This window comes from Paraburkholderia sp. BCC1884, assembly GCF_900996225.1.
Lineage (GTDB): Bacteria > Pseudomonadota > Gammaproteobacteria > Burkholderiales > Burkholderiaceae > Paraburkholderia.
This window is the reverse complement of sequence record NZ_CAAJGL010000090.1, coordinates 371,447-391,508: the sequence shown is the minus strand read 5'-3', so window position 1 is coordinate 391,508 and position 20,062 is coordinate 371,447. Positions and strand designations below refer to the sequence as shown.

The 20,062-nt window shown below is 62.3% G+C and carries 17 protein-coding genes; 12 read left to right on the top strand and 5 right to left on the bottom strand.

Annotated features, from left to right (window positions below; all coding sequences use genetic code 11):
• Positions 1 to 204: 204 nt before the first annotated feature.
• The 3 genes from gyrB to dnaA form a co-directional block, all read right to left on the bottom strand.
• Positions 205 to 2,676 carry a DNA topoisomerase (ATP-hydrolyzing) subunit B gene (gyrB, locus tag FQ705_RS20605; RefSeq protein ID WP_144143895.1) on the bottom strand — a complete coding sequence of 824 codons (2,472 nt, stop codon included), beginning with the start codon at positions 2,674 to 2,676 and terminating at the stop codon, positions 205 to 207.
• 113 nt (positions 2,677 to 2,789) lie between these two features.
• Complete coding sequence (dnaN, locus tag FQ705_RS20595) at positions 2,790 to 3,893, bottom strand: DNA polymerase III subunit beta (RefSeq protein WP_035554206.1); 1,104 nt, start codon at positions 3,891 to 3,893, stop codon at positions 2,790 to 2,792.
• A gap of 220 nt (positions 3,894 to 4,113) precedes the next feature.
• Complete coding sequence (gene dnaA, locus FQ705_RS20590) at positions 4,114 to 5,709, bottom strand: chromosomal replication initiator protein DnaA (RefSeq protein WP_222105664.1); 1,596 nt, start codon at positions 5,707 to 5,709, stop codon at positions 4,114 to 4,116.
• Between the two features lie 383 nt (positions 5,710 to 6,092).
• Here dnaA and rpmH point away from each other — a divergent pair, with 383 nt between their 5' ends.
• The 4 genes from rpmH to yidC all read left to right on the top strand — a co-directional run bounded on the left by rpmH (position 6,093) and on the right by yidC (position 8,750).
• Positions 6,093 to 6,227 carry a 50S ribosomal protein L34 gene (rpmH, locus tag FQ705_RS20580; RefSeq protein WP_004198824.1) on the top strand — a complete coding sequence of 45 codons (135 nt, stop codon included), beginning with the start codon at positions 6,093 to 6,095 and terminating at the stop codon, positions 6,225 to 6,227.
• Positions 6,228 to 6,256: 29 nt separating this feature from the next.
• Positions 6,257 to 6,742: a ribonuclease P protein component gene (gene rnpA, locus FQ705_RS20575; protein WP_144143893.1), complete on the top strand. Its 486-nt coding sequence runs from the start codon at positions 6,257 to 6,259 to the stop codon at positions 6,740 to 6,742.
• Between the two features lie 88 nt (positions 6,743 to 6,830).
• On the top strand, positions 6,831 to 7,061 hold the full coding sequence (gene yidD, locus FQ705_RS20570) for a membrane protein insertion efficiency factor YidD (RefSeq protein ID WP_007180115.1): 231 nt from the start codon (positions 6,831 to 6,833) through the stop codon (positions 7,059 to 7,061).
• 30 nt (positions 7,062 to 7,091) lie between these two features.
• Complete coding sequence (yidC, locus tag FQ705_RS20565) at positions 7,092 to 8,750, top strand: membrane protein insertase YidC (protein ID WP_144143892.1); 1,659 nt, start codon at positions 7,092 to 7,094, stop codon at positions 8,748 to 8,750.
• Between the two features lie 125 nt (positions 8,751 to 8,875).
• Here yidC and FQ705_RS20560 read toward each other — a convergent pair whose 3' ends face one another.
• Positions 8,876 to 9,277, bottom strand: coding sequence for an XRE family transcriptional regulator (locus FQ705_RS20560; RefSeq protein ID WP_144143891.1), 402 nt, complete (start codon positions 9,275 to 9,277; stop codon positions 8,876 to 8,878).
• Positions 9,278 to 9,626: 349 nt separating this feature from the next.
• On the opposite strand from FQ705_RS20560, the gene mnmE reads away from it, so the two are divergent.
• The 3 genes from mnmE (at position 9,627) to FQ705_RS34150 (ending at position 12,750) form a co-directional block, all read left to right on the top strand.
• Complete coding sequence (mnmE, locus tag FQ705_RS20555) at positions 9,627 to 11,021, top strand: tRNA uridine-5-carboxymethylaminomethyl(34) synthesis GTPase MnmE (RefSeq protein WP_144143890.1); 1,395 nt, start codon at positions 9,627 to 9,629, stop codon at positions 11,019 to 11,021.
• Positions 11,022 to 11,193: 172 nt separating this feature from the next.
• Positions 11,194 to 12,339, top strand: a complete 1,146-nt coding sequence (locus FQ705_RS20550; protein WP_144143889.1) for a tyrosine-type recombinase/integrase — start codon at positions 11,194 to 11,196, stop codon at positions 12,337 to 12,339.
• Between the two features lie 249 nt (positions 12,340 to 12,588).
• A complete protein-coding gene (locus FQ705_RS34150; protein WP_186307927.1) occupies positions 12,589 to 12,750 on the top strand; it encodes a hypothetical protein in 162 nt (53 codons plus the stop codon).
• Positions 12,751 to 12,835: 85 nt separating this feature from the next.
• Here FQ705_RS34150 and FQ705_RS20545 read toward each other — a convergent pair whose 3' ends face one another.
• Positions 12,836 to 13,180, bottom strand: coding sequence for an ecotin precursor (locus tag FQ705_RS20545; protein ID WP_144143888.1), 345 nt, complete (start codon positions 13,178 to 13,180; stop codon positions 12,836 to 12,838).
• A 298-nt stretch (positions 13,181 to 13,478) separates the two neighbouring features.
• Here FQ705_RS20545 and FQ705_RS20540 point away from each other — a divergent pair, with 298 nt between their 5' ends.
• The 5 genes from FQ705_RS20540 to FQ705_RS20520 are packed head-to-tail and all read left to right on the top strand — an operon-like array spanning position 13,479 to position 20,059.
• Positions 13,479 to 15,104 carry a methyl-accepting chemotaxis protein gene (locus FQ705_RS20540; protein ID WP_144143887.1) on the top strand — a complete coding sequence of 542 codons (1,626 nt, stop codon included), beginning with the start codon at positions 13,479 to 13,481 and terminating at the stop codon, positions 15,102 to 15,104.
• A gap of 54 nt (positions 15,105 to 15,158) precedes the next feature.
• Complete coding sequence (locus tag FQ705_RS20535) at positions 15,159 to 15,623, top strand: chemotaxis protein CheW (RefSeq protein ID WP_144143886.1); 465 nt, start codon at positions 15,159 to 15,161, stop codon at positions 15,621 to 15,623.
• Complete coding sequence (locus FQ705_RS20530; RefSeq protein ID WP_144143885.1) at positions 15,620 to 17,017, top strand: CheR family methyltransferase; 1,398 nt, start codon at positions 15,620 to 15,622, stop codon at positions 17,015 to 17,017. The genes FQ705_RS20535 and FQ705_RS20530 overlap by 4 nt, the downstream gene beginning before the upstream one ends.
• A 10-nt stretch (positions 17,018 to 17,027) precedes the next feature.
• Complete coding sequence (locus FQ705_RS20525) at positions 17,028 to 17,690, top strand: chemotaxis protein CheW (RefSeq protein WP_186307953.1); 663 nt, start codon at positions 17,028 to 17,030, stop codon at positions 17,688 to 17,690.
• Complete coding sequence (locus FQ705_RS20520) at positions 17,687 to 20,059, top strand: hybrid sensor histidine kinase/response regulator (protein ID WP_144143883.1); 2,373 nt, start codon at positions 17,687 to 17,689, stop codon at positions 20,057 to 20,059. The genes FQ705_RS20525 and FQ705_RS20520 overlap by 4 nt, the downstream gene beginning before the upstream one ends.
• Positions 20,060 to 20,062: the final 3 nt, after the last annotated feature.

Here is a 20,062-nt window from a genome sequence, read left to right as displayed (position 1 = left end):
TGGCGTAGCGTAGCGCCAGCTCGGGTCTTGTTTCAAACCATAGCCGATTTCGAGGCAGTGGCCAATATCGCAGAGCCCCCGGGTACGTCCCGCAATAAAAAAGAGCCGGCCTCAATCGGCCGGCTCTTTTTGACTAAATACGCCCGAACGTCACTCGAGCAGTCAGTTATTTCCTAGCTAAACCGCACAGCAGCGGCCTTCGCCTCAAACATCAATATTCCCCGCCCGCAGCGCATTCGACTCAATAAACGCTCTCCGCGGCTCCACATCGTCGCCCATGAGCGTAGTGAAAATACCATCAGCCGCAATAGCATCCTCGATCTGCACACGAAGCAAACGACGCACCGTCGGATCCATCGTCGTTTCCCAGAGCTGCCCAGGGTTCATCTCACCCAAGCCTTTATACCGCTGCTTCGAAATATTGCGCTCGGCATCCGCCAGCAACCACTTCATCGCACTCTTGAAGTCGCTAACCGCCATACTGCGCTCACCACGCTTGATCACGGCACCACTACCAATCAAGCCCTTGAACGTATTAGCCGTATTAAGAAGCTGTCGATAATCCGCCGTCAGCTGAAACTCTTCATCCAGAACGAAAATCTTCTGATTCCCGTGATGCGACCGCGCGACGCGTAGCGAGCGCAACTCACGCACCTCGTCGTACATCGTCGTCACCCGAACTTCGGGCTTCAACGGTTCGTCGCGCAACTTCGCTTCCATGGCCCGAGCCGAAGCCTCGGCCGCTTCCTCGCTGGACAGATCCATCACCACGCCGTCCATCACCGCCTCGAGCGCGCCAGCGTCGTACAACCGGCTCAACCGATTCACCACCGCCTGCGCCAGCAGGTACGCACGAGCCAACTCACCCAAGGCATCGCCCGTGATCGGCGCAGCGCCTTCAGCCGGCAACAGCTCCGAGCCCTGCAATGCCAACTTCAAAATATGAGCGTTGACCTCGGACTCGTCCTTCAAATACCGCTCATCCTTGCCGGCTTTGATCTTGAACAGCGGCGGCTGCGCGATATAGATAAATCCACGCTCGATCATCTCCGGCATCTGCCGATAGAAGAACGTCAGCAGCAGCGTCCGAATATGCGCGCCGTCCACGTCAGCATCGGTCATGATGATGATCCGGTGATAACGCAGCTTCTCCAGGTTGTAGTCGTCCTTGCCGATCCCGCAACCCAGCGCCGTAATCAGCGTGACGATCTGCTCCGAAGAAATCAGCTTGTCGAAGCGCGCTTTCTCGACGTTCAACACCTTGCCGCGCAGCGGCAAAATCGCCTGAAACTTCCGATCACGGCCCTGCTTCGCCGACCCACCTGCCGAGTCGCCCTCGACGATGTAAATTTCGGACTTCGCCGGATCTTTCTCTTGGCAATCGGCGAGCTTCCCGGGCAGACCGACGCCGTCGAGCACGCCCTTACGACGCGTCATTTCCCGCGCTTTCCGAGCCGCATCGCGCGCACGCGCCGCGTCGACGATCTTCCCGACGATAATCTTCGCGTCGACCGGCGTTTCAAGCAAAAACTCCTCGAGCGCCTTCGCAACCACGTCCTCCACCGGCGCGCGCACTTCCGACGACACCAGCTTGTCCTTCGTCTGCGCGCTGAACTTCGGCTCCGGCACCTTCACCGACAACACGCACGACAGCCCCTCGCGCATGTCATCGCCAGAGGTCTCGACCTTCGCCTTCTTGGCGATGTCATGATCGTTGATGTACTTGTTCAACACGCGCGTCATCGCCGCCCGCAACCCGGTCAGGTGCGAGCCGCCGTCGCGCTGCGGAATGTTGTTGGTAAAGCACAGCACGTTTTCGTTGTAGCTGTCGTTCCACTGCATCGCGACTTCGACGGCAATGCCGTCTTTCTCTCCGCTTACGTGGAAAATGTTCGGGTGCAGCACGGACTTGTTCTTGTTGATGTACTCGACGAAACCCTTCACGCCGCCGACAAACGCGAAATCTTCTTCCTTACCCGAGCGCTGATCCGTCAAACGAATCCGCACGCCGTTATTCAGGAACGACAGTTCGCGAATCCGCTTGGCCAGAATGTCGTAGTGATATTCGACATTGCCGAAGATCGTCTCGTCAGCGAGAAAGTGCACTTCGGTGCCGCGATTCTCGGTGTCGCCTGTCACCTGAATCGGCGACACGGCCACGCCGTTGATTTCTTCGATGATGCGGTTCTGCGGCACGCCACGGTGGAATTCCATGAAGTGTTTCTTACCGTCGCGGCGAATCACGAGGCGCAGCCACGCCGACAGCGCGTTCACGCACGACACGCCCACGCCGTGCAAACCGCCGGACACCTTGTAGCTGTTCTGGTCGAACTTGCCGCCGGCATGCAGCTCGGTCATCACGATTTCAGCGGCGCTGCGCTTCGGATCGTGCTTGTCGTCCATCTTCAGACCGGTCGGCACACCACGGCCGTTGTCGGTGATCGAAATGGAGTTATCCGCGTGAATGATCACCTGGATGTCGTTGCAATGCCCCGCCAACGCTTCGTCGATGGAGTTGTCGAGCACCTCGAACACGAGGTGATGCAAACCGGTGCCATCCGATGTATCCCCGATGTACATCCCCGGCCGCTTGCGCACAGCCTCCAGACCTTCGAGGATCTGAATGGACGAGGCGCCGTAGCTGTTGTCGGGTTGCGTATTGTTCGTTTCAGTCATGGATTTTTTCCGGTTCTGCGTTACTGCAAGGTTGCTGCTCGGGACTTTTCAAAACACCATAAAAACGCCAAAGGGGCGCTGCGCCCCTTGGTGTGTTCCTGGTGTTGGACGCGTTAGATGCGCATCGGCATCACTACGTATTTGAACTCGTCGTTCTCGGGAATCGTGATCAACGCGCTGGAGCTGGCGTCGCCAAGGCTCACCTGCAACATATCGACCTTCAGGTTCGCGAGCACGTCGAGCAGATACGTGACGTTGAACCCGATATCGACGCTGTCGCCGTCGTACGCGATTTCCAGTTCTTCCTGCGCCTCTTCCTGATCGGCGTTGGTCGACATGATCTTCAGCTGGCCCGGCTCGATGATGCAGCGCACGCCCTTGAATTTGTCCGACGTCAGAATCGCGGCACGTTGCAGCGAGCGCTGCAGTTCTTCACGGCCGATCAAAAACTGATTCTTGTGCGACTTCGGAATCACGCGCTGAAAGTCGGGGAATTTGCCTTCCACCAGCTTCGACACCAGTTCGACCTGGCCGAACGTGAACTTCACCTGCGTTTGCGCGATGTCGATCTTCAGCGTGTCGTCGATGTCTTCCAGCAGACGCTGCAATTCCAGAATCGTCTTGCGCGGAATGATCACTTCCTGACGCGCGAACGTGCCCTCGATCTTCATCGACGAAAACGCCAGACGGTGGCCGTCGGTCGCGACCGCCATCAACTGGTCGCCGTCCACCACCAGCAACATGCCGTTCAGGTAGTAGCGAATGTCCTGCTGGGCCATCGAAAAATGGACCATGCCGAGCAACTGGCGGAACGTCTTTTGGGGAACCACGAGGTTCGCGCCGTAGTCTTTAGCTTGCGCGACCGTGGGAAACTCGTCCGCGGCGAGGGTTTGCAGCGCAAAGCGGCTCTTGCCGGATTGCACGGTCAAACGCTTGTCGTTCAGCGTGAGGGTGACCTGCCCGTCGGGCATGGCGCGCAGAATGTCGAGGAGCTTTCTTGCTGCCACCGTGGTCGCCACCGAATCGCCGCCCACGCCAAAATCCGCACGCGTGGTGATCTGCAACTCGAGGTCGGTGGACAGGAACGACACGTCGGGGCCGTTCTTGGTAATCAGCAAATTGGCGAGGATCGGCAACGTATGGCGGCGTTCGACGATGCCGCTCACAGTTTGCAGCGGCCTGAGGAGGTTATCGCGTTCGGTCTTGACCAGTTGCATAGAGTTCCTTCGTTGATATAACGGCCTGCGCGCCTTGCCAGGTAAGCTTTCCCGCACACAGCCGTGGCTCCCCGCCGGCGCCACGCAGCGCCCGTCACGGCGTGAATTCCGCCCGCGGCCGCCGGGCGGTTAAACCTGTATTGTGCCTGAAAACAGAACCGCCTCACTAAAATGGGGGCGAGTTTGGAAATAAACAGGTCGTTTTTTCCAGGCGGCTTGCCTAGCCCTTCAGCGTCTGCTCCAGAACGTGCAATTCGTGGTTCAGTTGCGCGTCCTTGCTACGCTCGTCGGCAATCTTGCGCACCGCGTGCAGCACGGTGGTGTGGTCGCGCCCGCCGAACAGCTCGCCGATCTCCGGCAAGCTCTTCTGCGTCAACTCCTTCGCCAGATACATCGCGATCTGTCGCGGCCGCGCAATGTTCGCGGGACGCTTCTTCGAATACATGTCCGCGACCTTGATGCTGTAGAAATCAGCTACGGTCTTCTGGATGTTTTCCACCGAGATCTGGCGGTTCTGCACCGTCAGCAGGTCTTTCAGCGCTTCTTTGGTCAGTTCGATCGTGATTTCGCGGCCGTGGAACTTCGAGTACGCGAGGATCTTGCGCAGTGCGCCTTCGAGTTCGCGCACGTTCGACCGCAGATGCTTGGCCACGAAGAACGCGACGTCCTCGCTCAGGCTCACAAACTCCGATTGCGCCTTGCGCATCAGAATCGCGACGCGCATTTCCAGCTCGGGTGGCTCGATCGCCACGGTCAGTCCCGAGTCGAAGCGCGAAATCAGGCGGTCGTCGATCCCCGAAATTTCCTTCGGATACGTGTCGCTGGTGATGATCACCTGCGCCTTGTTCGCGACCAGCGCCTCGAACGCGTAGAAGAATTCCTCTTGCGTGCGCGACTTGCCCGAGAAGAACTGAATATCGTCGATCAGCAGCAGGTCGAGCGAGTGGTAGTAGCGCTTGAATTCGTCGAACGCCTTGCGCTGGTACGCCTTCACCACGTCGGACACATATTGTTCCGCGTGGATGTAGCGAATCCGCGCGCCGGCCTTGTCCATCAGAAGCTGGTTGCCGATTGCGTGGATCAGGTGAGTCTTGCCGAGCCCGACACCGCCATACAGGAATAGCGGGTTGTACGAGATGCCGGGGTTATCCGCGACCTGAATCGCCGCGGCGCGCGCCAACTGGTTGGCCTTACCTGTCACGAAGTTGTCGAAGGTCAGGACCGGGTTCAGCTTCGAACGCTCGTACATCGAGTCGTTTTCGCCGCTGCCATTCGAACTCGCGCTCTGCCCCGGACGCCACGTGCGGCGTGCGGCGGCCGCTTCGTTCGCGTCGAGGCTGGGTAGATCGAGGTCGGCTGCGTCGTCGGCGGCGGCCGATGCCGCGCGCGCGTTCGCATGTTGCTGCGCGGCGGCGTTCAGCCCGCCAGCGCGCGCGGCGTGCGCCGCTTGCACAGCACCGACGGCCGCGTCGACCGCAGCGCCGCCGCCGGGATTGCCGCCCATCGGTGCGGACGAAGTGTGACGAACCGGCGCCGGCGAAGACGTAGCCTGCGGCGCGCGCATCCCGGCTTTCGGATCCAGCACGAATTGCACGTCGACCGGTGCTTGCCAGAAATCGCGGGCCATGTCCGCGATGCGGCCGGAGAACTGGCTCTTGACCCAGTCGAGCTTGAAGCGGTTCGGCGCGGCGATGCTAAGCGTGTTCGCAGCGGCGTCGAAGGCGACCGGGGCCAACGGTTTGATCCACGTCACGTACTGCTGGGGCGTAAGCTCACGCTCCAGCAATGCGGAACAGTGTTGCCAGAAATCGTTCATCGAGTTGCTGTCGTTATGGTGTGCACGGCGGTCGCCGCTGCCCCTGTCGCGTGCGCGCAACAAGGCCCTGAGCAGCCAGGCGTAACGGCTCCAGGCGCTTGTGCCACAAGGGTTTGCGGGGCAAGCGAGCCGGAGCGGCGTGCAGGATTTTTGGGAAGTAAGGCGAGATTCTAACGCCAAATGCTACCCGCAAGGGAGTTATCCACAGGGACGGATCATCTGGCGAAGCCGGCCCGGCGCATGGCCGAACCAGGCTAAACTATTGACGGCCAACGGAAAACGGGTTTAAATAGCGGGTTCCGCGAAAACCAATTCAGTAAACCACCGGCCATTGCGCTTTCAGCGATGATCGCGCGGTTATTTTTCGATCAAGTGAGAGCAACATGAAACGTACTTACCAACCTTCCGTTACCCGTCGCAAGCGTACCCACGGCTTCCGCGTTCGCATGAAGACTGCAGGTGGCCGCAAGGTCATCAACGCACGTCGCGCGAAGGGCCGCAAGCGTCTCGCCATCTAAGGCAGGCCAGCGGATTGCACGCTCTGTCTGTGTCAACAGGCGAAGCCCGCGGTGACGGGGGAGCGGCAGGGGCGCCGCAACTGGGCTCGGTTCCGTTGCGAGCGCAAGCCGCCTTCCCTAAAGCCGCAAGGCTACTGAAAACGGATGAATTTTCATCCGTTTTTCGTTTGCGCCCGTGGCGCCGCACTCCACACTTCGTGGTGTACGGTCGGCCCACCGGCAACGACGCTCGCCTGGGGCTCGTGATCGGCAAGAAGTATGCGCCGCGCGCGGCCACGCGTAATCTGGTACGTCGACTCGCACGCGAGGCCTTCCGGCTGCGTCGCGCGGAATTCGGCGGTTGGGATGTGCTGCTGCGTCTGCACACGCGCTTCGACAAGAAAGCTTTGCCGAGCGCATCGTCGCCGCCGTTAAAGGCGCTGTGCCGCAGCGAAATCGAGGCGTTGCTCGACAAGGCAGCGCGCGAAATCGTCCGTCGCGAGGCGCCGCCCGCGGAAGCGCCCAAGACGGAATGACGCTCAAGTGACTGCCCGCGTCGCAGCTTGGCTGCACGGGCGTCGCCCGGTACTCCACGTTGCGCGGCGCCGTCCGGCCGCACCAGCCATGCAAACGGTACTCATCGCTTTATTGCGCTTCTACAAGGTTGCCGTCAGCCCAATGCTCGGCAACCGGTGCCGTTTTTACCCTTCCTGCTCTGATTACGCGCGCGAAGCAATCCAGTATCATGGCGCCGCGCGCGGGACTTATCTCGCCGCCAGGCGTATTTGCCGTTGCCACCCGTTTTCCGCGGGCGGCATCGATCTCGTCCCGCCTCCCACTTCTGAAAAGCGCTGACGCGCCGTTCCATCGACACTGAGACAACGCATGGATATCAAACGCACCGTCCTATGGGTCATCTTTTTCATGTCAGCGGTCATGCTGTTCGACAACTGGCAACGCGACCACGGACGCCCGTCGATGTTCTTCCCGAGCGCCAACCCGACCAAAACGGTCGGTAGCGCCGCACCGGGAACCACGACGCCGGGAACCCAGCCCGCCGATTTGCCGGCGACGAACGCAGCTGCTCCGGGCAACGCGCCGGCGGCCGCTCAATCGCAACTGATCAAGTTCAGCACCGACGTCTATAGCGGCGAGATCGACACCCGCGGCGGCACGCTGTCGAAGCTGTCGCTCGTCAACAAGGGCGACGGCAAGCAGCCGGATCTGGTCATCACGCTGTTCGACCGCACCGCGAGCCACACGTATCTGGCGCGCACGGGTCTGCTCGGCGGCGATTTCCCGAATCACAACGACATCTACACGCCGCTGCCGAATCAGCCGCACGATCTGACGGGCGACGAAAAGTCGTTCCAGCTCAGCTTCGAGTCGCCGGTGAAGGGTGGCGTGAAGGTCATCAAGACCTACACGTTCACGCGTGGCAGCTATGTGATCGGCGTCGACACGAAGATCCAGAACGTCGGCAGCACGCCGGTGACGCCGTCGGTCTACATGGAACTGGTGCGTGACGATCAGCCGGTGGAAACGCCGCGCTTCTCGCACACGTTCATCGGGCCGGCTGTCTACACCGACCAGCATCACTTCCAGAAGATGACGTTCAGCGACATCGACAAGAACAAGCAGGATTACGCGACCTCGGCCGACAACGGCTGGGTGGCGATGGTCCAGCATTACTTCGCGTCGGCCTGGATTCCGCAGCAGGGTGCGAAGCGCGACATCTACGTCGAGAAGATCGATCCGGCGCTGTACCGCGTCGGCGTGAAGGAACCGGTGGCGACGATTGCCCCGGGCCAGACAGTCGATGTCTCCGCGCGCCTGTTCGCCGGTCCGGAAGAAGAGCGCATGCTCGAAGGCATCGCGCCGGGTCTGGAGCTGGTGAAGGACTATGGCTGGGTCACGATCATCGCGAAGCCGTTGTTCTGGCTGCTCGAGAAGATCCACAGCTATGTCGGCAACTGGGGCTGGTCGATCGTGCTGCTCACGCTGCTGATCAAGGCCGTGTTCTTCCCGCTGTCGGCTGCGAGCTACAAGTCGATGGCGCGCATGAAGGCGATCACGCCGCGTATGCAAGCGCTGCGCGAACGCTTCAAGGGCGATCCGCAGAAGATGAACTCGGCGCTGATGGAGTTGTACAAGACCGAGAAGGTCAATCCGTTCGGCGGCTGTCTGCCGGTCGTGATTCAGATTCCGGTGTTCATCTCGCTGTACTGGGTATTGCTGTCGTCGGTGGAAATGCGCGGCGCGCCGTGGATTCTCTGGATTCACGATCTGTCGCAACAGGATCCGTTCTTCATCCTGCCGGTGCTGATGGCCGTCTCGATGTTCCTGCAGACCAGGCTGAACCCGACGCCGCCGGACCCGGTTCAAGCCAAGATGATGATGTTCATGCCGATCGCGTTCTCGGTCATGTTCTTCTTCTTCCCGGCCGGTCTGGTGCTGTACTACGTCGTGAACAACGTACTGTCGATCGCCCAGCAGTACTACATCACGCGGATGATGGGTAAGTCGAAAGTGAAAGCGGCCTGAGATCGTGGTGGCGGCTGAGGCGGGCGGCGGTTAAGCCCGCCGCGGGTCGCCAAACTCGGATCACGCCGCAAAAAAGCCGCCCGGTGCAAACCGGGCGGCTTTTTTCATTGGCGCTGCGTTCTCGTCTAGCCCTCCTCCGCGCCGCCGTAGAACTCGGTGATCATTTCCTCGACCAGATTGCGCTGGCGAGCCGACAAACCTTCGAGCCGCGACGCCAGTTCGATCGTCTCCGGCGAAGGCGGATATTTCTCACCTTTCGCGAGCGGCTTGAGCTTGCCCGATGGCGCGGGACCGTAGTGCAGCCAGTGCACATCGATCTGCAACCAGTCGGCCAGCGTCTGCAATTTGTCGGGCTTGGGAATCGTCGTACCCGTGTACCACTTGTGCGCCGTCTGCGGCGAAACGGGCGGCCCGTTCTTGTAGCGTTTGTCGAATTCCCTGGCCAAGTCGGTCCCGCCCTTGACGTCCTTGGGGAGTGAGTCCTTCAACCGTTTGGCGAAGGCAGCTTTTTCTTTGGAGGTTGGCATGGGCCCGATTGTGCAATTCGGCGCATAATCAGTGGACAACCACTTAAGCTACAATTGAACTCATATAGGCTACTTTTAGCCTGAAATGACCATCAAATAACGCATTGGACGATTTTACAGAAAGTCGTTTTTTCTCGCTGTGACGTGGGTTTCAAGCCAACGGACGCGTCGATCTGTCTCAGTTGACGCCAAGCTCATCTTAGCCCATTTAAGATAAATCTCAATTCATCTTATGAAATCTTGCCGAGGCCAAGGATCTCGACCGCGGCGGGTTCGGTGGAATGCCCACGTTACAATGCCCACGCCCACCCAACCGGGCATTTCGAATCTCCTCTGACCACGCCCTCCCATGCTCACCACCGATTCCGATCCGATCGTCGCCATTGCCACTGCGCCAGGCCGGGGAGGCATCGGCGTCGTGCGGATTTCGTTCGGTCGCGCGGGAGAGGCTGCAGCGCAACCGCTGATACAGGTTCTCACCGGCCATTCGCTGGCTCCGCGTCACGCAAGCTACGTCCCGTTTCTCGATGACACCGGCAACGCACTCGACCGCGGTATCGCCCTGTACTTCCCGGCGCCGCATTCCTACACCGGTGAGCACGTGCTCGAACTGCAAGGCCATGGCGGCCCGGTCGTGCTGCAACTCGTGCTGCAGCGTTGCATCGACGCCGGTCGCGCGTTCGGTCTGCGCCTTGCCGAGCCCGGAGAATTCACCCGTCGCGCGTTTCTCAACGACAAGCTCGATCTGGCGCAAGCCGAGGCCGTCGCCGATCTGATCGAAGCGAGCACAGAAGCCGCCGCGCGTTCGGCGGGCCGCTCGCTCGACGGTGCGTTCTCGCGCGACATTCACGCGCTAGTCGAGGACGTCATTACGCTGCGGATGTTGGTTGAAGCAACGCTCGACTTCCCCGAGGAAGAGATCGACTTCCTCGAAGCCGCCGACGCCCGCGGCAAGCTCACACGAATTCGCGAGCGCCTCGCGCATGTGTTGAGCGAAGCGCGGCAGGGCGCATTGCTGCGCGAAGGACTCTCGGTGGTGCTGGCCGGACAGCCGAACGTCGGCAAATCGTCGCTGCTGAACGCGCTGGCGGGCGCCGAGCTGGCTATCGTCACGCCGATCGCCGGCACCACACGGGACAAGGTCGCGCAAACCATCCAGATCGAGGGCATTCCGCTGCATGTGATCGACACCGCCGGCCTGCGCGATACGGACGACGAAGTGGAAAAGATCGGCATCGCGCGCACGTGGGGTGAAATCGAGCGTGCGGACGTGGTGCTGCATCTGCTCGATGCCCGTACCGGCATGACCGCCGAAGACCACGCGATCGCCGCACGCTTTCCGGGCGGTGTGCCGGTCGTGCGCGTGCTCAACAAGACAGATCTGACCGGCCTGCCGCCGACGACACAAGCGCTCGATGCCGACCGCGACCTCAGCGAAGTGCGGCTCTCGGCCAAACAGGGTGACGGTGTCGCGCTGTTGCGCGCCGAGCTGCTTCGAATCGCCGGCTGGCAAGCGGGCGCGGAGAGCGTCTACCTCGCGCGCGAGCGCCATCTGATTGCGCTGCGCGCCGCCCAGGAGCATCTGGCGACGGCGGCCGCGCACGCCGATCAGAACTCGCAGGCGCTTGATCTATTCGCCGAGGAGTTGCGTCTGGCGCAGGACCAATTGAATTCGATCACCGGCGAATTCAGCTCGGACGACCTGCTCGGAGTGATTTTCAGCAGGTTCTGCATCGGCAAGTGATATCGCATGTGCTGTCACGATTTTGGCCCTTAAATATAGGTTAGATCGTCAATTTTGAGTTGCTTCGCTTATCCCTCAGACCCCAATCGTTGACCAAAAAACCGACATATCTTTGGTACACAAAGCTCGAAGCGTCTAAAATCATCGCTATCAGCCCATTAGCGATCCGAGCATGCCCCGCCTAGCCGTCCCTCTCACCGAAAGCCAAATCCGCGCGCTCGAACCGCGCGCCACTCGTTACAGCGTCGCCGACGGCAATGGCCTCGTCATCGAAGTCATGACGACCGGCACCAAGGTCTGGCGTTTCCGCTATTCGCTGAACGGCAGGCGCCAGCCCCTCGCCACGATCGGCGATTACCGGATGATCTCGCTACGCGTCGCGCGGGCGAAAGCGCAAAAATACGCCGAGCTGGTCGCTCAAGGGCTCTCGCCGGCCTCCACGGCGCGGCGCGATCGCGGCGCGCAAAGCAAGGCGGACGTGCTACGCGAAGCCGCCGAGCTTTATCTTGCGACGGCGATGGCCGGCAAATCGGACGAATACCGTCGCACCACGCGTCGCGCGCTGGACAAAGATGTCTTGCCCGCCATCGGCGATATGAAGATCGAGGCGGTCACCTCCGACCACGTCGTCGAGATATGCGAGCGAATCAAAAGCCGTGGCTCGCCGAAAATGGCGCTGCATACGCGCAACGTGATCAAGCGCCTTTACGAGTATCTGATGGCCCGGCAGCTCGCCACCCGCAACCCGGCCGCGGTCGTGCCCGCGCGCTCCATCGCCACTTTCGACAGCCGCAACCGCGTGCTCACGGGCGATGAGATCGGCACCATGCTCCGTGCAATCGACGCATCGAGCATCCGCCGGCCGCTCAAACTGGCGCTGCATCTGCTGGTGCTGACGATGGTGCGCAAGTCGGACCTCATTGAGTCGACGTGGCGCGAATTCAACCTGGATCGCGCGCTGTGGACGATACCCGCCGCTCGCCTGAAGAAAGATCGGGATCAATTGGTCCATCTACCGCACCAGGCTGTGGCGATGCTGCGCGAGCTTCATCAGGCAAGAGTGAGTCGACAATTCGTATTCCCGAGCGTCAGAGGCGACGATCGGCCGATCGCCAAAAGCACGCTGAATCAGGCCGTGAAGGCGCTTGGACTCGAAGTGGAGCATTTCGTCCTGCATGATTTTCGGCGCACGGCATCGGCACATTTGCGTCAATTGGCGCAACGGCGGGAGACCGGGGTCAGTGCGCTCGACGGACAGCTTTGGGCTGATTTCGTCGATCGGCAGGTCGCTGACGACCGCAATCAAACGGCTGGCTAGGCGGGCGGCGCCAGAGTTAAAGCCCAATCACCACAAACGACAAAATTGACCAACTTTTTTGGTACACAACGTTTTGCCGTAAACAATTAACGTGTTGTAGAAAAAGAAAAATCGAAAAATCTCGCTAGGTTTTAAAGGTGAGACTTTACCCGGCAAACGGACCTCGCTAGGACCCTATTACGTCGCCCTTCCCTCCTGGTTTCTATCGCCTAAACTGAAACGTGGACGCAAGCCGCCAGGGAGGCTCCGATGTCTGAATCGTTGATGGCTTATTTGTTGGGGCCGGCTGTCATGTTGCTGGTCGGCGTGACGATCTGGGCGGCGTCTCACTATCATCAGAAGACGAGGCCGCCGCGGCTCGAGCGTTGGCTCGACACGCACTACGCAGAGTGGCTGCATCACCGCCACTGAGCATCAGGAAATGAAAAGGCCGTCGCGATCGATCGCGACGGCCTTTTTGTCTGCTGCGCTCAAAACCCCTACGCGACTCTGACGACTACCAGCCCGGCTGCTGCGGATACCCGCCGTATTGCTGCGGCGGAGGCGGCGGCGCACCGCACGCGACGTACGCGCGCTGGTACTGGTCATAGCAGTATCCGGGAGGCGTGGCCGCATACACCGGTGCAGGTTGATAGACCGGCTGCGCATAGACGGGCTGAGCGTAGACAGGCTGCTGATAAGCCACCACTGGCGCAGGATTGAGCACGGAGGTCACCACCGCCCCCAGCACCGCGCCGCCGATCAACGCGCCGACGACATCCCCGCCATTGCCATGAGCAGACGCTTGACCCGCCATGCTCAGACTTCCCACCATCACCAACGCCACTGCGATCTTTTTCATGTTTGACTCCCGCCGTTGAGGCATGGAACAGATTGTGGCGGGCGCGCGCGGAAATAGATGCTGCAAGTGGTAACTGGACATTACCTCTGTAACGTTTCAGGGACGGCTACATTGCGACCTCGACTCCCCCTCCGCATTCATCACCCCGACAGCCTGTAATCCCCCGATCAATGTAAAATTCGCGGCACCAAGCCGTCGGAAAAATCCGACGACCCGCAAAGCTTTCCGATCCGCCCTCCTATGCTCAACCGCGTAGAGAATCGGGATCAGGACAAAGCAAAAAGTAAGGGGCGTGCGCGTGAAACAATGGACCATCCGGCAACGGATTCTGTGTAGCTTCGGGATCGTGCTGATCGTGATGCTGGCAATGGCAACTGTCACCTTCGAACAGCTCGGCGGCATCGACCGCAATGCGAAAAGCCAGCAGCAGGACTCGATGCCCGGCCTCTACTACGCCACCGCCATGCGCGCCGCCTGGTTCGAGAACTACACCGTCACGCAGCGCCTGATCTATGTCGACACCGATCCCGACAGTGTCAAACGCGATACGGCGCGTCTGCAGGAAACCCAGCAGACGCTAGACAAGCTCATCAACGACTACGGCGCGACCATTTTCCGCGACGTCGACCGTCAGCTGTTCAATGACTTCCGCCAGCAACATGCGCAATACCTGCCCATTCAGACATCGCTGCTGACCGCCTTGCAAGGCTCGAAAGAAGACGCCGCGGGCGTTTTCAACACGCAGCTCACGCCAGTCTGGGAAACCGGGCGCCTGTCCGTGCGCAAGCTGGTCGACAACAACAAGGGCTACGCCGACCACGCCGCCGACAGCATCCGCAGTTCCGTCGAGGCGACCCGCATCGTGTTGCTCGTGATGTTGCTGCTCGCCGCGATCGTCGCCGTGCTGGCCGGCTACTGGTTGCTGCGCGCGGTCACCACGCCGATGGCCAAGGTGCTGCAAGTGGTCGACGTCATGCGCACGGGCGACCTCACGCAGCGTCTGCAACTGAATCGCGCGGACGAAATCGGCGCGCTCGAAACAGGCTTCAACCGTATGACCGACGAACTCACCGCGCTGGTCGGCCAGGCGCAGAAGTCGGCCGTGCAGGTGACCACGTCGGTGACGGAAATCGCCGCGACCTCGCGCGAGCAGCAGGCCACCGCCAACGAAACCGCCGCCACCACCACCGAGATCGGCGCGACGTCGCGTGAAATCTTCGCCACCTCGCGCGACCTGTTGCGGACCATGAACGAAGTCTCGGAAGTCGCCGGCCAGTCGGCGGCGCTCGCGGGCACCGGCCACGCCGGCCTCGCGCGCATGGAAGAGACCATGCGCCTCGTGATGGAAGCGGCCGGCTCGGTCAACGCCAAGCTGGCGATCCTCAACGAGAAGGCGAGCAACATCAACCAGGTCGTTGCCACCATCACCAAGGTCGCGGATCAGACCAACCTGCTCTCGTTGAACGCCGCGATCGAAGCGGAGAAAGCCGGCGAATACGGCCGTGGCTTCGCGGTCGTGGCGACGGAAATCCGCCGCCTCGCCGACCAGACCGCGGTCGCGACTTACGACATCGAACAGATGGTGAAAGAGATCCAGTCCGCGGTCGCCGCAGGCGTGATGGGCATGGACAAGTTCTCCGAGGAAGTGCGCCGCGGCATGCTCGACGTGCAGAACGTCGGCGGCCATCTCACGCAGATCATCCAGCAGGTGCAACAGCTCGCACCGCGCTTCTCGATGGTCAACGAGGGCATGCAGACGCAGGCCACCGGCGCCGAGCAGATCACCCAGGCGCTCACGCAGCTTTCGGAGGCCGCGCAGCAGACGGCTGAATCGTTGCGCCAGTCGACCCAGGCGATCGACGATCTGACGCATGTCGCCAACAGCCTGCGCACCGGCGTGTCGCGCTTCAAGGTCGTGGCCTGACGCGGCCCACCGCCGTCCAGCCTCACGTTCTTTTATTCCGCTCATCAGACGCCCATGCTCTTCATCCTCTTCACGCTCGATAGCGAACGCTACGTGATCGACGCGACGCAGGTGGAGCGTCTGATGCCGCTCACGCCGCAGTCGCCGCCCAAAGCAATTCCGGGGGCGCCGTCGTGGGTCGCGGGCGTGCTCGATCACGACGGCCTACCGCTGCCTGTGATCGATCTGCCGGCGCTCGCACTCGGCCGCCCCGCCGCGCAGCTGATGTCGACCCGCGTCGTGCTGGTGCGCTATCCGCATGCCGGCGCGACGCGTCTGCTCGCGCTGCTGCTCGAAGGCGCAACGCGCACGATTCGCCTTGAAGCCGACGCGTTTCACGCCACCGGCATCGACCTGCCAAAGACACGCTATCTCGGTCCGGTCGCGAGTGAAGCCGGCAGTCTCGTGCAGTGGCTCCGCATCGAGCATCTGTTGCCGGACGACGTCAAAGCGCTGCTGTTTCCCGAGGCGCACGCATGAACGCGCACCACGACAACGCGCCGCTGTATCGACGCTTCGCCGACCTGCTGCATCGGACCATGGGGCTCGACGCCGCATCGCTCGGTCATGGCGCGATCGAACGCGCAGTCGACCAACGCGCCGCAGCGTGGCGCGCAGGCGGCCATGCCGGCGCCACGCTGGGCGAGTATTGGGAAGCCGCGCACATCTCGCCTGCAATGGTGCAGGCGCTGATCGAAACGGTCGTGGTGCCCGAAACCTGGTTCTTCCGCGACGCCGACGCCTTCAAGGCGCTCGCCCGCCTTGCGCGTGCACGCCTCGATGAACGTGGCACGGCGCTGCCGCTGCGCATCCTCAGCCTGCCCTGCTCGACCGGCGAAGAGCCGTACACGATGGCGATGAGCCTGCTCGATGCGGGCATCGACGCCGCGCATCTGCGCATCGACGCGATGGACATCAGCGAGCATTCGCTCGCGCTCGCTCAACGCGCCGTGTATGGCCGCAACTCGTTTCGCGGCAATGCGTTTGCGTTTCGCGACGCCCACTTCACGCGGACCGGGGACGGCTGGCGCATCGCGCCGCGCATCGTCGAAACGGTGCGGTTTTCACGCGCCAATCTGATGCAACTCGATGCGTCGGCGTTGGGCGTCTACGATTTCGTGTTCTGTCGCAACGTGCTGATCTACTTCGACCGCGATGCGCAGCAAAGCGCATTGCACGCGCTCCATAGCGTGTTGGCCGAGAACGGCACCCTGTTTGTCGGTCCTGCGGAAACCGGGTTGCTGATGCGTTACGGCATGCAATCCGCGAAGATTCCGCTGGCCTTCGCCTTTCATCGCGCGAATGCGGCTGAAGGACAGCAGAACGGTTGGCACACCGCGCCGCTCGCCACGGCTGCTGCAATCGCGATGACACAAGTCTCAGTGCCCGCCCTCACGCCGCTTTCGGTGTTTTCCGCCGAGCCATTCGCATGGCCCGATCCGGTCGCGCCTGCGTCTGCTCCATTTGCCGCCGAATCGCGGCCAGCGCGCAAGCCGCTGATGACGGCAACGCCGGCACACAAGGCGCCGGCCCTGCCGGACCACGCGCCGGCGCAAGCCGCGCGCGATTCGCTGCAGGCCGCCCGCGCGCTCGCCGACGCCGGCCGTCTGGCGGAAGCCGCCGCCGCGATCAACGCCTATCTCGAGCGGCACGCGCCACACGCCGATGCGTTCTATCTGCTCGCCGTATTGGCCGATGCCAATGGCGAAACTCAACTCGCGCGAGGCCACTATCGCAAGGCGCTCTATCTCGATCCTCAGCATGCTGAAGCCCTCGCGCATCTCGCCACCTTGCTGGAACTCGAGGGCGACCGCAACGGCGCGCGCCTGTTGATGCAACGCGCGTCGCGCGCGCAGGGAGCGCCACGTGGCTGAGATTGGAATCATGGGCTTCGACGATTGCTGGAACCGCATCGGCGTGCGTGGCGATTCGTCGTGCGAGCGGCTGACCGAGTATGTGCGCTGCCTGAATTGCCCCGTGTTCGAAACGGCTGCTACCCGCTTGCTCGACCGGCCGATTCCGCACATCGACCTCGCACAACACGACGTACGCTCACCGACCGCCTTGCAACATGGCGCGTCCGGCGCGAGCGAATCGTTTCTCGTGTTTCGCATCGGCGATGAATGGCTCGCGCTGCCCACGCCGATCTTCAAACGCATCGTGCAGACGCGCCCGGTCCACACGCTCCCGCATCGGCAGCATCGTGCGGTGCTGGGCGTGGTGAATGTACAGGGCGAACTGCTGGTGTGTCTGTCGCTCGCGCATCTGCTCGGTTTCGAGCCCGACACCCGACTTCGCGACGACCGCGCGCGGCAAGACCTGCCGCGCCTGCTGGTGGTGTCGCGTGAGGAGGAGCAGGCGGTGTTCCCCGTCGATCAGGTCGACGGCGTGCACCGCTTCGCCACCGCCAGTTTTTGCGCGCCGCCCGCGACGCTCTCACAAGCGGCCGCCGCGCACACCCGCGCAGTCGCACCGTGGCGCGGCATGAGTGTCGGCCTGCTCGACGCCGACACGCTCTTCGATACCTTGAACCGGAGTCTCGGATGACGGACGACCCGCGCCGCCCGTCGCTGATCGACCTTTTCCGCGAAGAAGCGCGGACCCAGGCTCGCGTGCTCAACGACGGCCTGCTCACGCTCGACCGGGCACCGCGCGACGCCGCCGCGCTCGAGTCCTGCATGCGCGCGGCGCATTCGCTGAAGGGCGCGGCACGGATCGTCGGAGTGCAGGTCGGCGTCGAACTCGCGCACGCGATGGAAGATTGCTTCGTCGCCGCGCAGGAAGACCGGGCCCTGCTCGACGCCGCCTGGATCGACGAGTTGCTGCGCGGCGTGGATATCGTCGCGCGCATCGGCAACGACGAAGATGAATCGGCGCGCGATGCGGTCAGCGCGTGCGTGACGGCATTGCAGGCTCGTATGGCTGGCGTGGCTGCGCACGCAGCGGTGCTGCGCCGGGAAGTCGCGACTCCCGTTGCGCAGCCGGCGCCCTCGCCTGCTGACAGCAGCACTGTTGAGACGCCCACCAGCCCGACCTCCGCTGACGACGCAGCCTTCGACCTGTTAGCCGAAGCGTTGCGCGCGGAAGCGACGCCGGCAACCGCGGTCGTGTCGACCGGAACATCGGCCGGCGCAGCGAGCGAAACCTCGACCACGACCTCCGCCGACTCCGGCCGCATGCTGCGCGTACGCGCCGACAACCTCGACCGCCTGTTGTCTTTATCCGGCGAATCGCTGGTCGAATCGCGCTGGCTGAAACCCTTCGCACAATCGATGCTGCGCGTAAAACGTGTCCAGCGCGACGGCAGCCGCGCGCTCGACCAGTTACACGAAACGCTCGCCGACCTCAAGCTCGACCCGCGCGCGCACGCCGCGCTGGAAGAAGTGCGCCGCCTCACCGCCGAATCGCAGCATCTGCTCGCCGAGCGCCTCGCTGATCTGGAAAGTTTCGACCGCCGCTCGACGCACCTGTCGCAACAGCTTTACGACGCCGCCCTGCAATGCCGGATGCGTCCGTTCGGCGATGGCACTGGCGGACTCGCGCGCATGGTGCGCGACGTGGCGCGTTCGCTCGGCAAGAAAGTGCGCTGGCAACTGGTCGGCGAATCGACTCAGGTGGACCGCGACATTCTCGATCTGCTCGAAGCGCCGCTAGGCCACATGCTGCGCAACGCGCTCGACCACGGCATCGAAGCGCCCGCCGTGCGCCTCGCGCAAGGCAAGCCGGACGAAGGCACGCTCACGCTCGACGCACGTCATACTGCCGGCGCGCTCCTCATCACCGTCTCCGACGACGGCGCCGGCGTCGATCTCGACGCGCTGCGCGACTCGATCCTCCGCAAGAAGCTCGCGAGCGCGGAAACGGCTGCGCGGCTGTCCGAAGCCGAACTGCTCGAGTTCCTCCTTCTGCCCGGCTTTTCGTTGCGCGATCAAGTCACTGAAGTGTCCGGTCGCGGCGTCGGGCTCGATGCGGTGCACGATATCGTCAAACGCGTTCGCGGCACGGTACGCATCACCCAGGAACGCGGCCTCGGGACGCGCGTGCAGTTGCAATTGCCGTTGACGCTGTCCGTGATCCGCAGTCTGCTGATCGAAGTCGCGGGCGAGCCGTATGCGGTGCCGCTCGCGCACGTGAACCGTACATTGCATGTCAGCCGCGCCGACATCGAGTTGCTCGAAGGTCATCAGCACATCGCGTTCGGCGGCCGCAGCATCGGCGTCGTCACCGCGCATCAGATTCTCGACACCGCGCCGCCCGCGAGCGATACCGATACCGTCAGCCTGATCGTGATCGGCGACGGTCCGCAGACTTACGGCGTCGTGGTCGACCGTTTTCTCGGCGAACGGATGCTGGTCGTCCAACCACTCGATCCGCGTCTCGGCAAGGTCCGCAACATCACCGCCGGCGCCTTGATGGAAAATGGCGATCCGGTGCTGATCGCCGACGTCGACGACTGGCTGCGATCGGTCGAACGGCTCGTCGCGGGCGGCGAACTCAAGCACACCGAGCAAGGCGGCCCACAGGCAACCCAGCGTGCCACCCGGCGCGTGCTGGTGGTCGACGATTCGCTCACCGTGCGCGAACTCGAACGTAAGTTGCTCGCCACGCGCGGCTACGACGTGACGATCGCCGTCGACGGCATGGACGGCTGGAACGCGGTGCGCGGCGAGCGCTTCGATCTCGTCATCACCGATATCGACATGCCGCGCATGGATGGCATCGAACTCGTCACGCTCATCAAGCGCGATCCGCTGTTGCAGTCGCTGCCGGTGATGATCGTCTCGTATAAAGATCGCGAAGAAGACCGCCGCGCCGGGTTGAATGCGGGCGCGGATTATTATCTGGCGAAGGGCAGTTTTCATGACGAAGCACTGCTCGACGCAGTGCGGGATTTGATCGGCGAGGCCTACGGGTAAAAC

Bases quoted from the DNA above. Each gene is read 5' to 3' on its own strand.
- dnaA (WP_222105664.1), bottom strand. From the start codon at position 5,709: ATGAACGATTTCTGGCAACACTGTTCCGCATTGCTGGAGCGTGAGCTT.
- FQ705_RS20525 (WP_186307953.1), top strand. From the start codon at position 17,028: ATGGGCTTCGACGATTGCTGGAACCGCATCGGCGTGCGTGGCGATTCG.
- dnaN (WP_035554206.1), bottom strand. From the start codon at position 3,893: ATGCAACTGGTCAAGACCGAACGCGATAACCTCCTCAGGCCGCTGCAA.
- FQ705_RS20560 (WP_144143891.1), bottom strand. From the start codon at position 9,277: ATGCCAACCTCCAAAGAAAAAGCTGCCTTCGCCAAACGGTTGAAGGAC.
- FQ705_RS20535 (WP_144143886.1), top strand. From the start codon at position 15,159: ATGCTCTTCATCCTCTTCACGCTCGATAGCGAACGCTACGTGATCGAC.
- FQ705_RS20550 (WP_144143889.1), top strand. From the start codon at position 11,194: ATGCCCCGCCTAGCCGTCCCTCTCACCGAAAGCCAAATCCGCGCGCTC.
- yidD (WP_007180115.1), top strand. From the start codon at position 6,831: ATGCAAACGGTACTCATCGCTTTATTGCGCTTCTACAAGGTTGCCGTC.
- FQ705_RS20530 (WP_144143885.1), top strand. From the start codon at position 15,620: ATGAACGCGCACCACGACAACGCGCCGCTGTATCGACGCTTCGCCGAC.
- yidC (WP_144143892.1), top strand. From the start codon at position 7,092: ATGGATATCAAACGCACCGTCCTATGGGTCATCTTTTTCATGTCAGCG.
- FQ705_RS20520 (WP_144143883.1), top strand. From the start codon at position 17,687: ATGACGGACGACCCGCGCCGCCCGTCGCTGATCGACCTTTTCCGCGAA.
- rpmH (WP_004198824.1), top strand. From the start codon at position 6,093: ATGAAACGTACTTACCAACCTTCCGTTACCCGTCGCAAGCGTACCCAC.
- FQ705_RS34150 (WP_186307927.1), top strand. From the start codon at position 12,589: ATGTCTGAATCGTTGATGGCTTATTTGTTGGGGCCGGCTGTCATGTTG.
- gyrB (WP_144143895.1), bottom strand. From the start codon at position 2,676: ATGACTGAAACGAACAATACGCAACCCGACAACAGCTACGGCGCCTCG.
- mnmE (WP_144143890.1), top strand. From the start codon at position 9,627: ATGCTCACCACCGATTCCGATCCGATCGTCGCCATTGCCACTGCGCCA.
- FQ705_RS20545 (WP_144143888.1), bottom strand. From the start codon at position 13,180: ATGAAAAAGATCGCAGTGGCGTTGGTGATGGTGGGAAGTCTGAGCATG.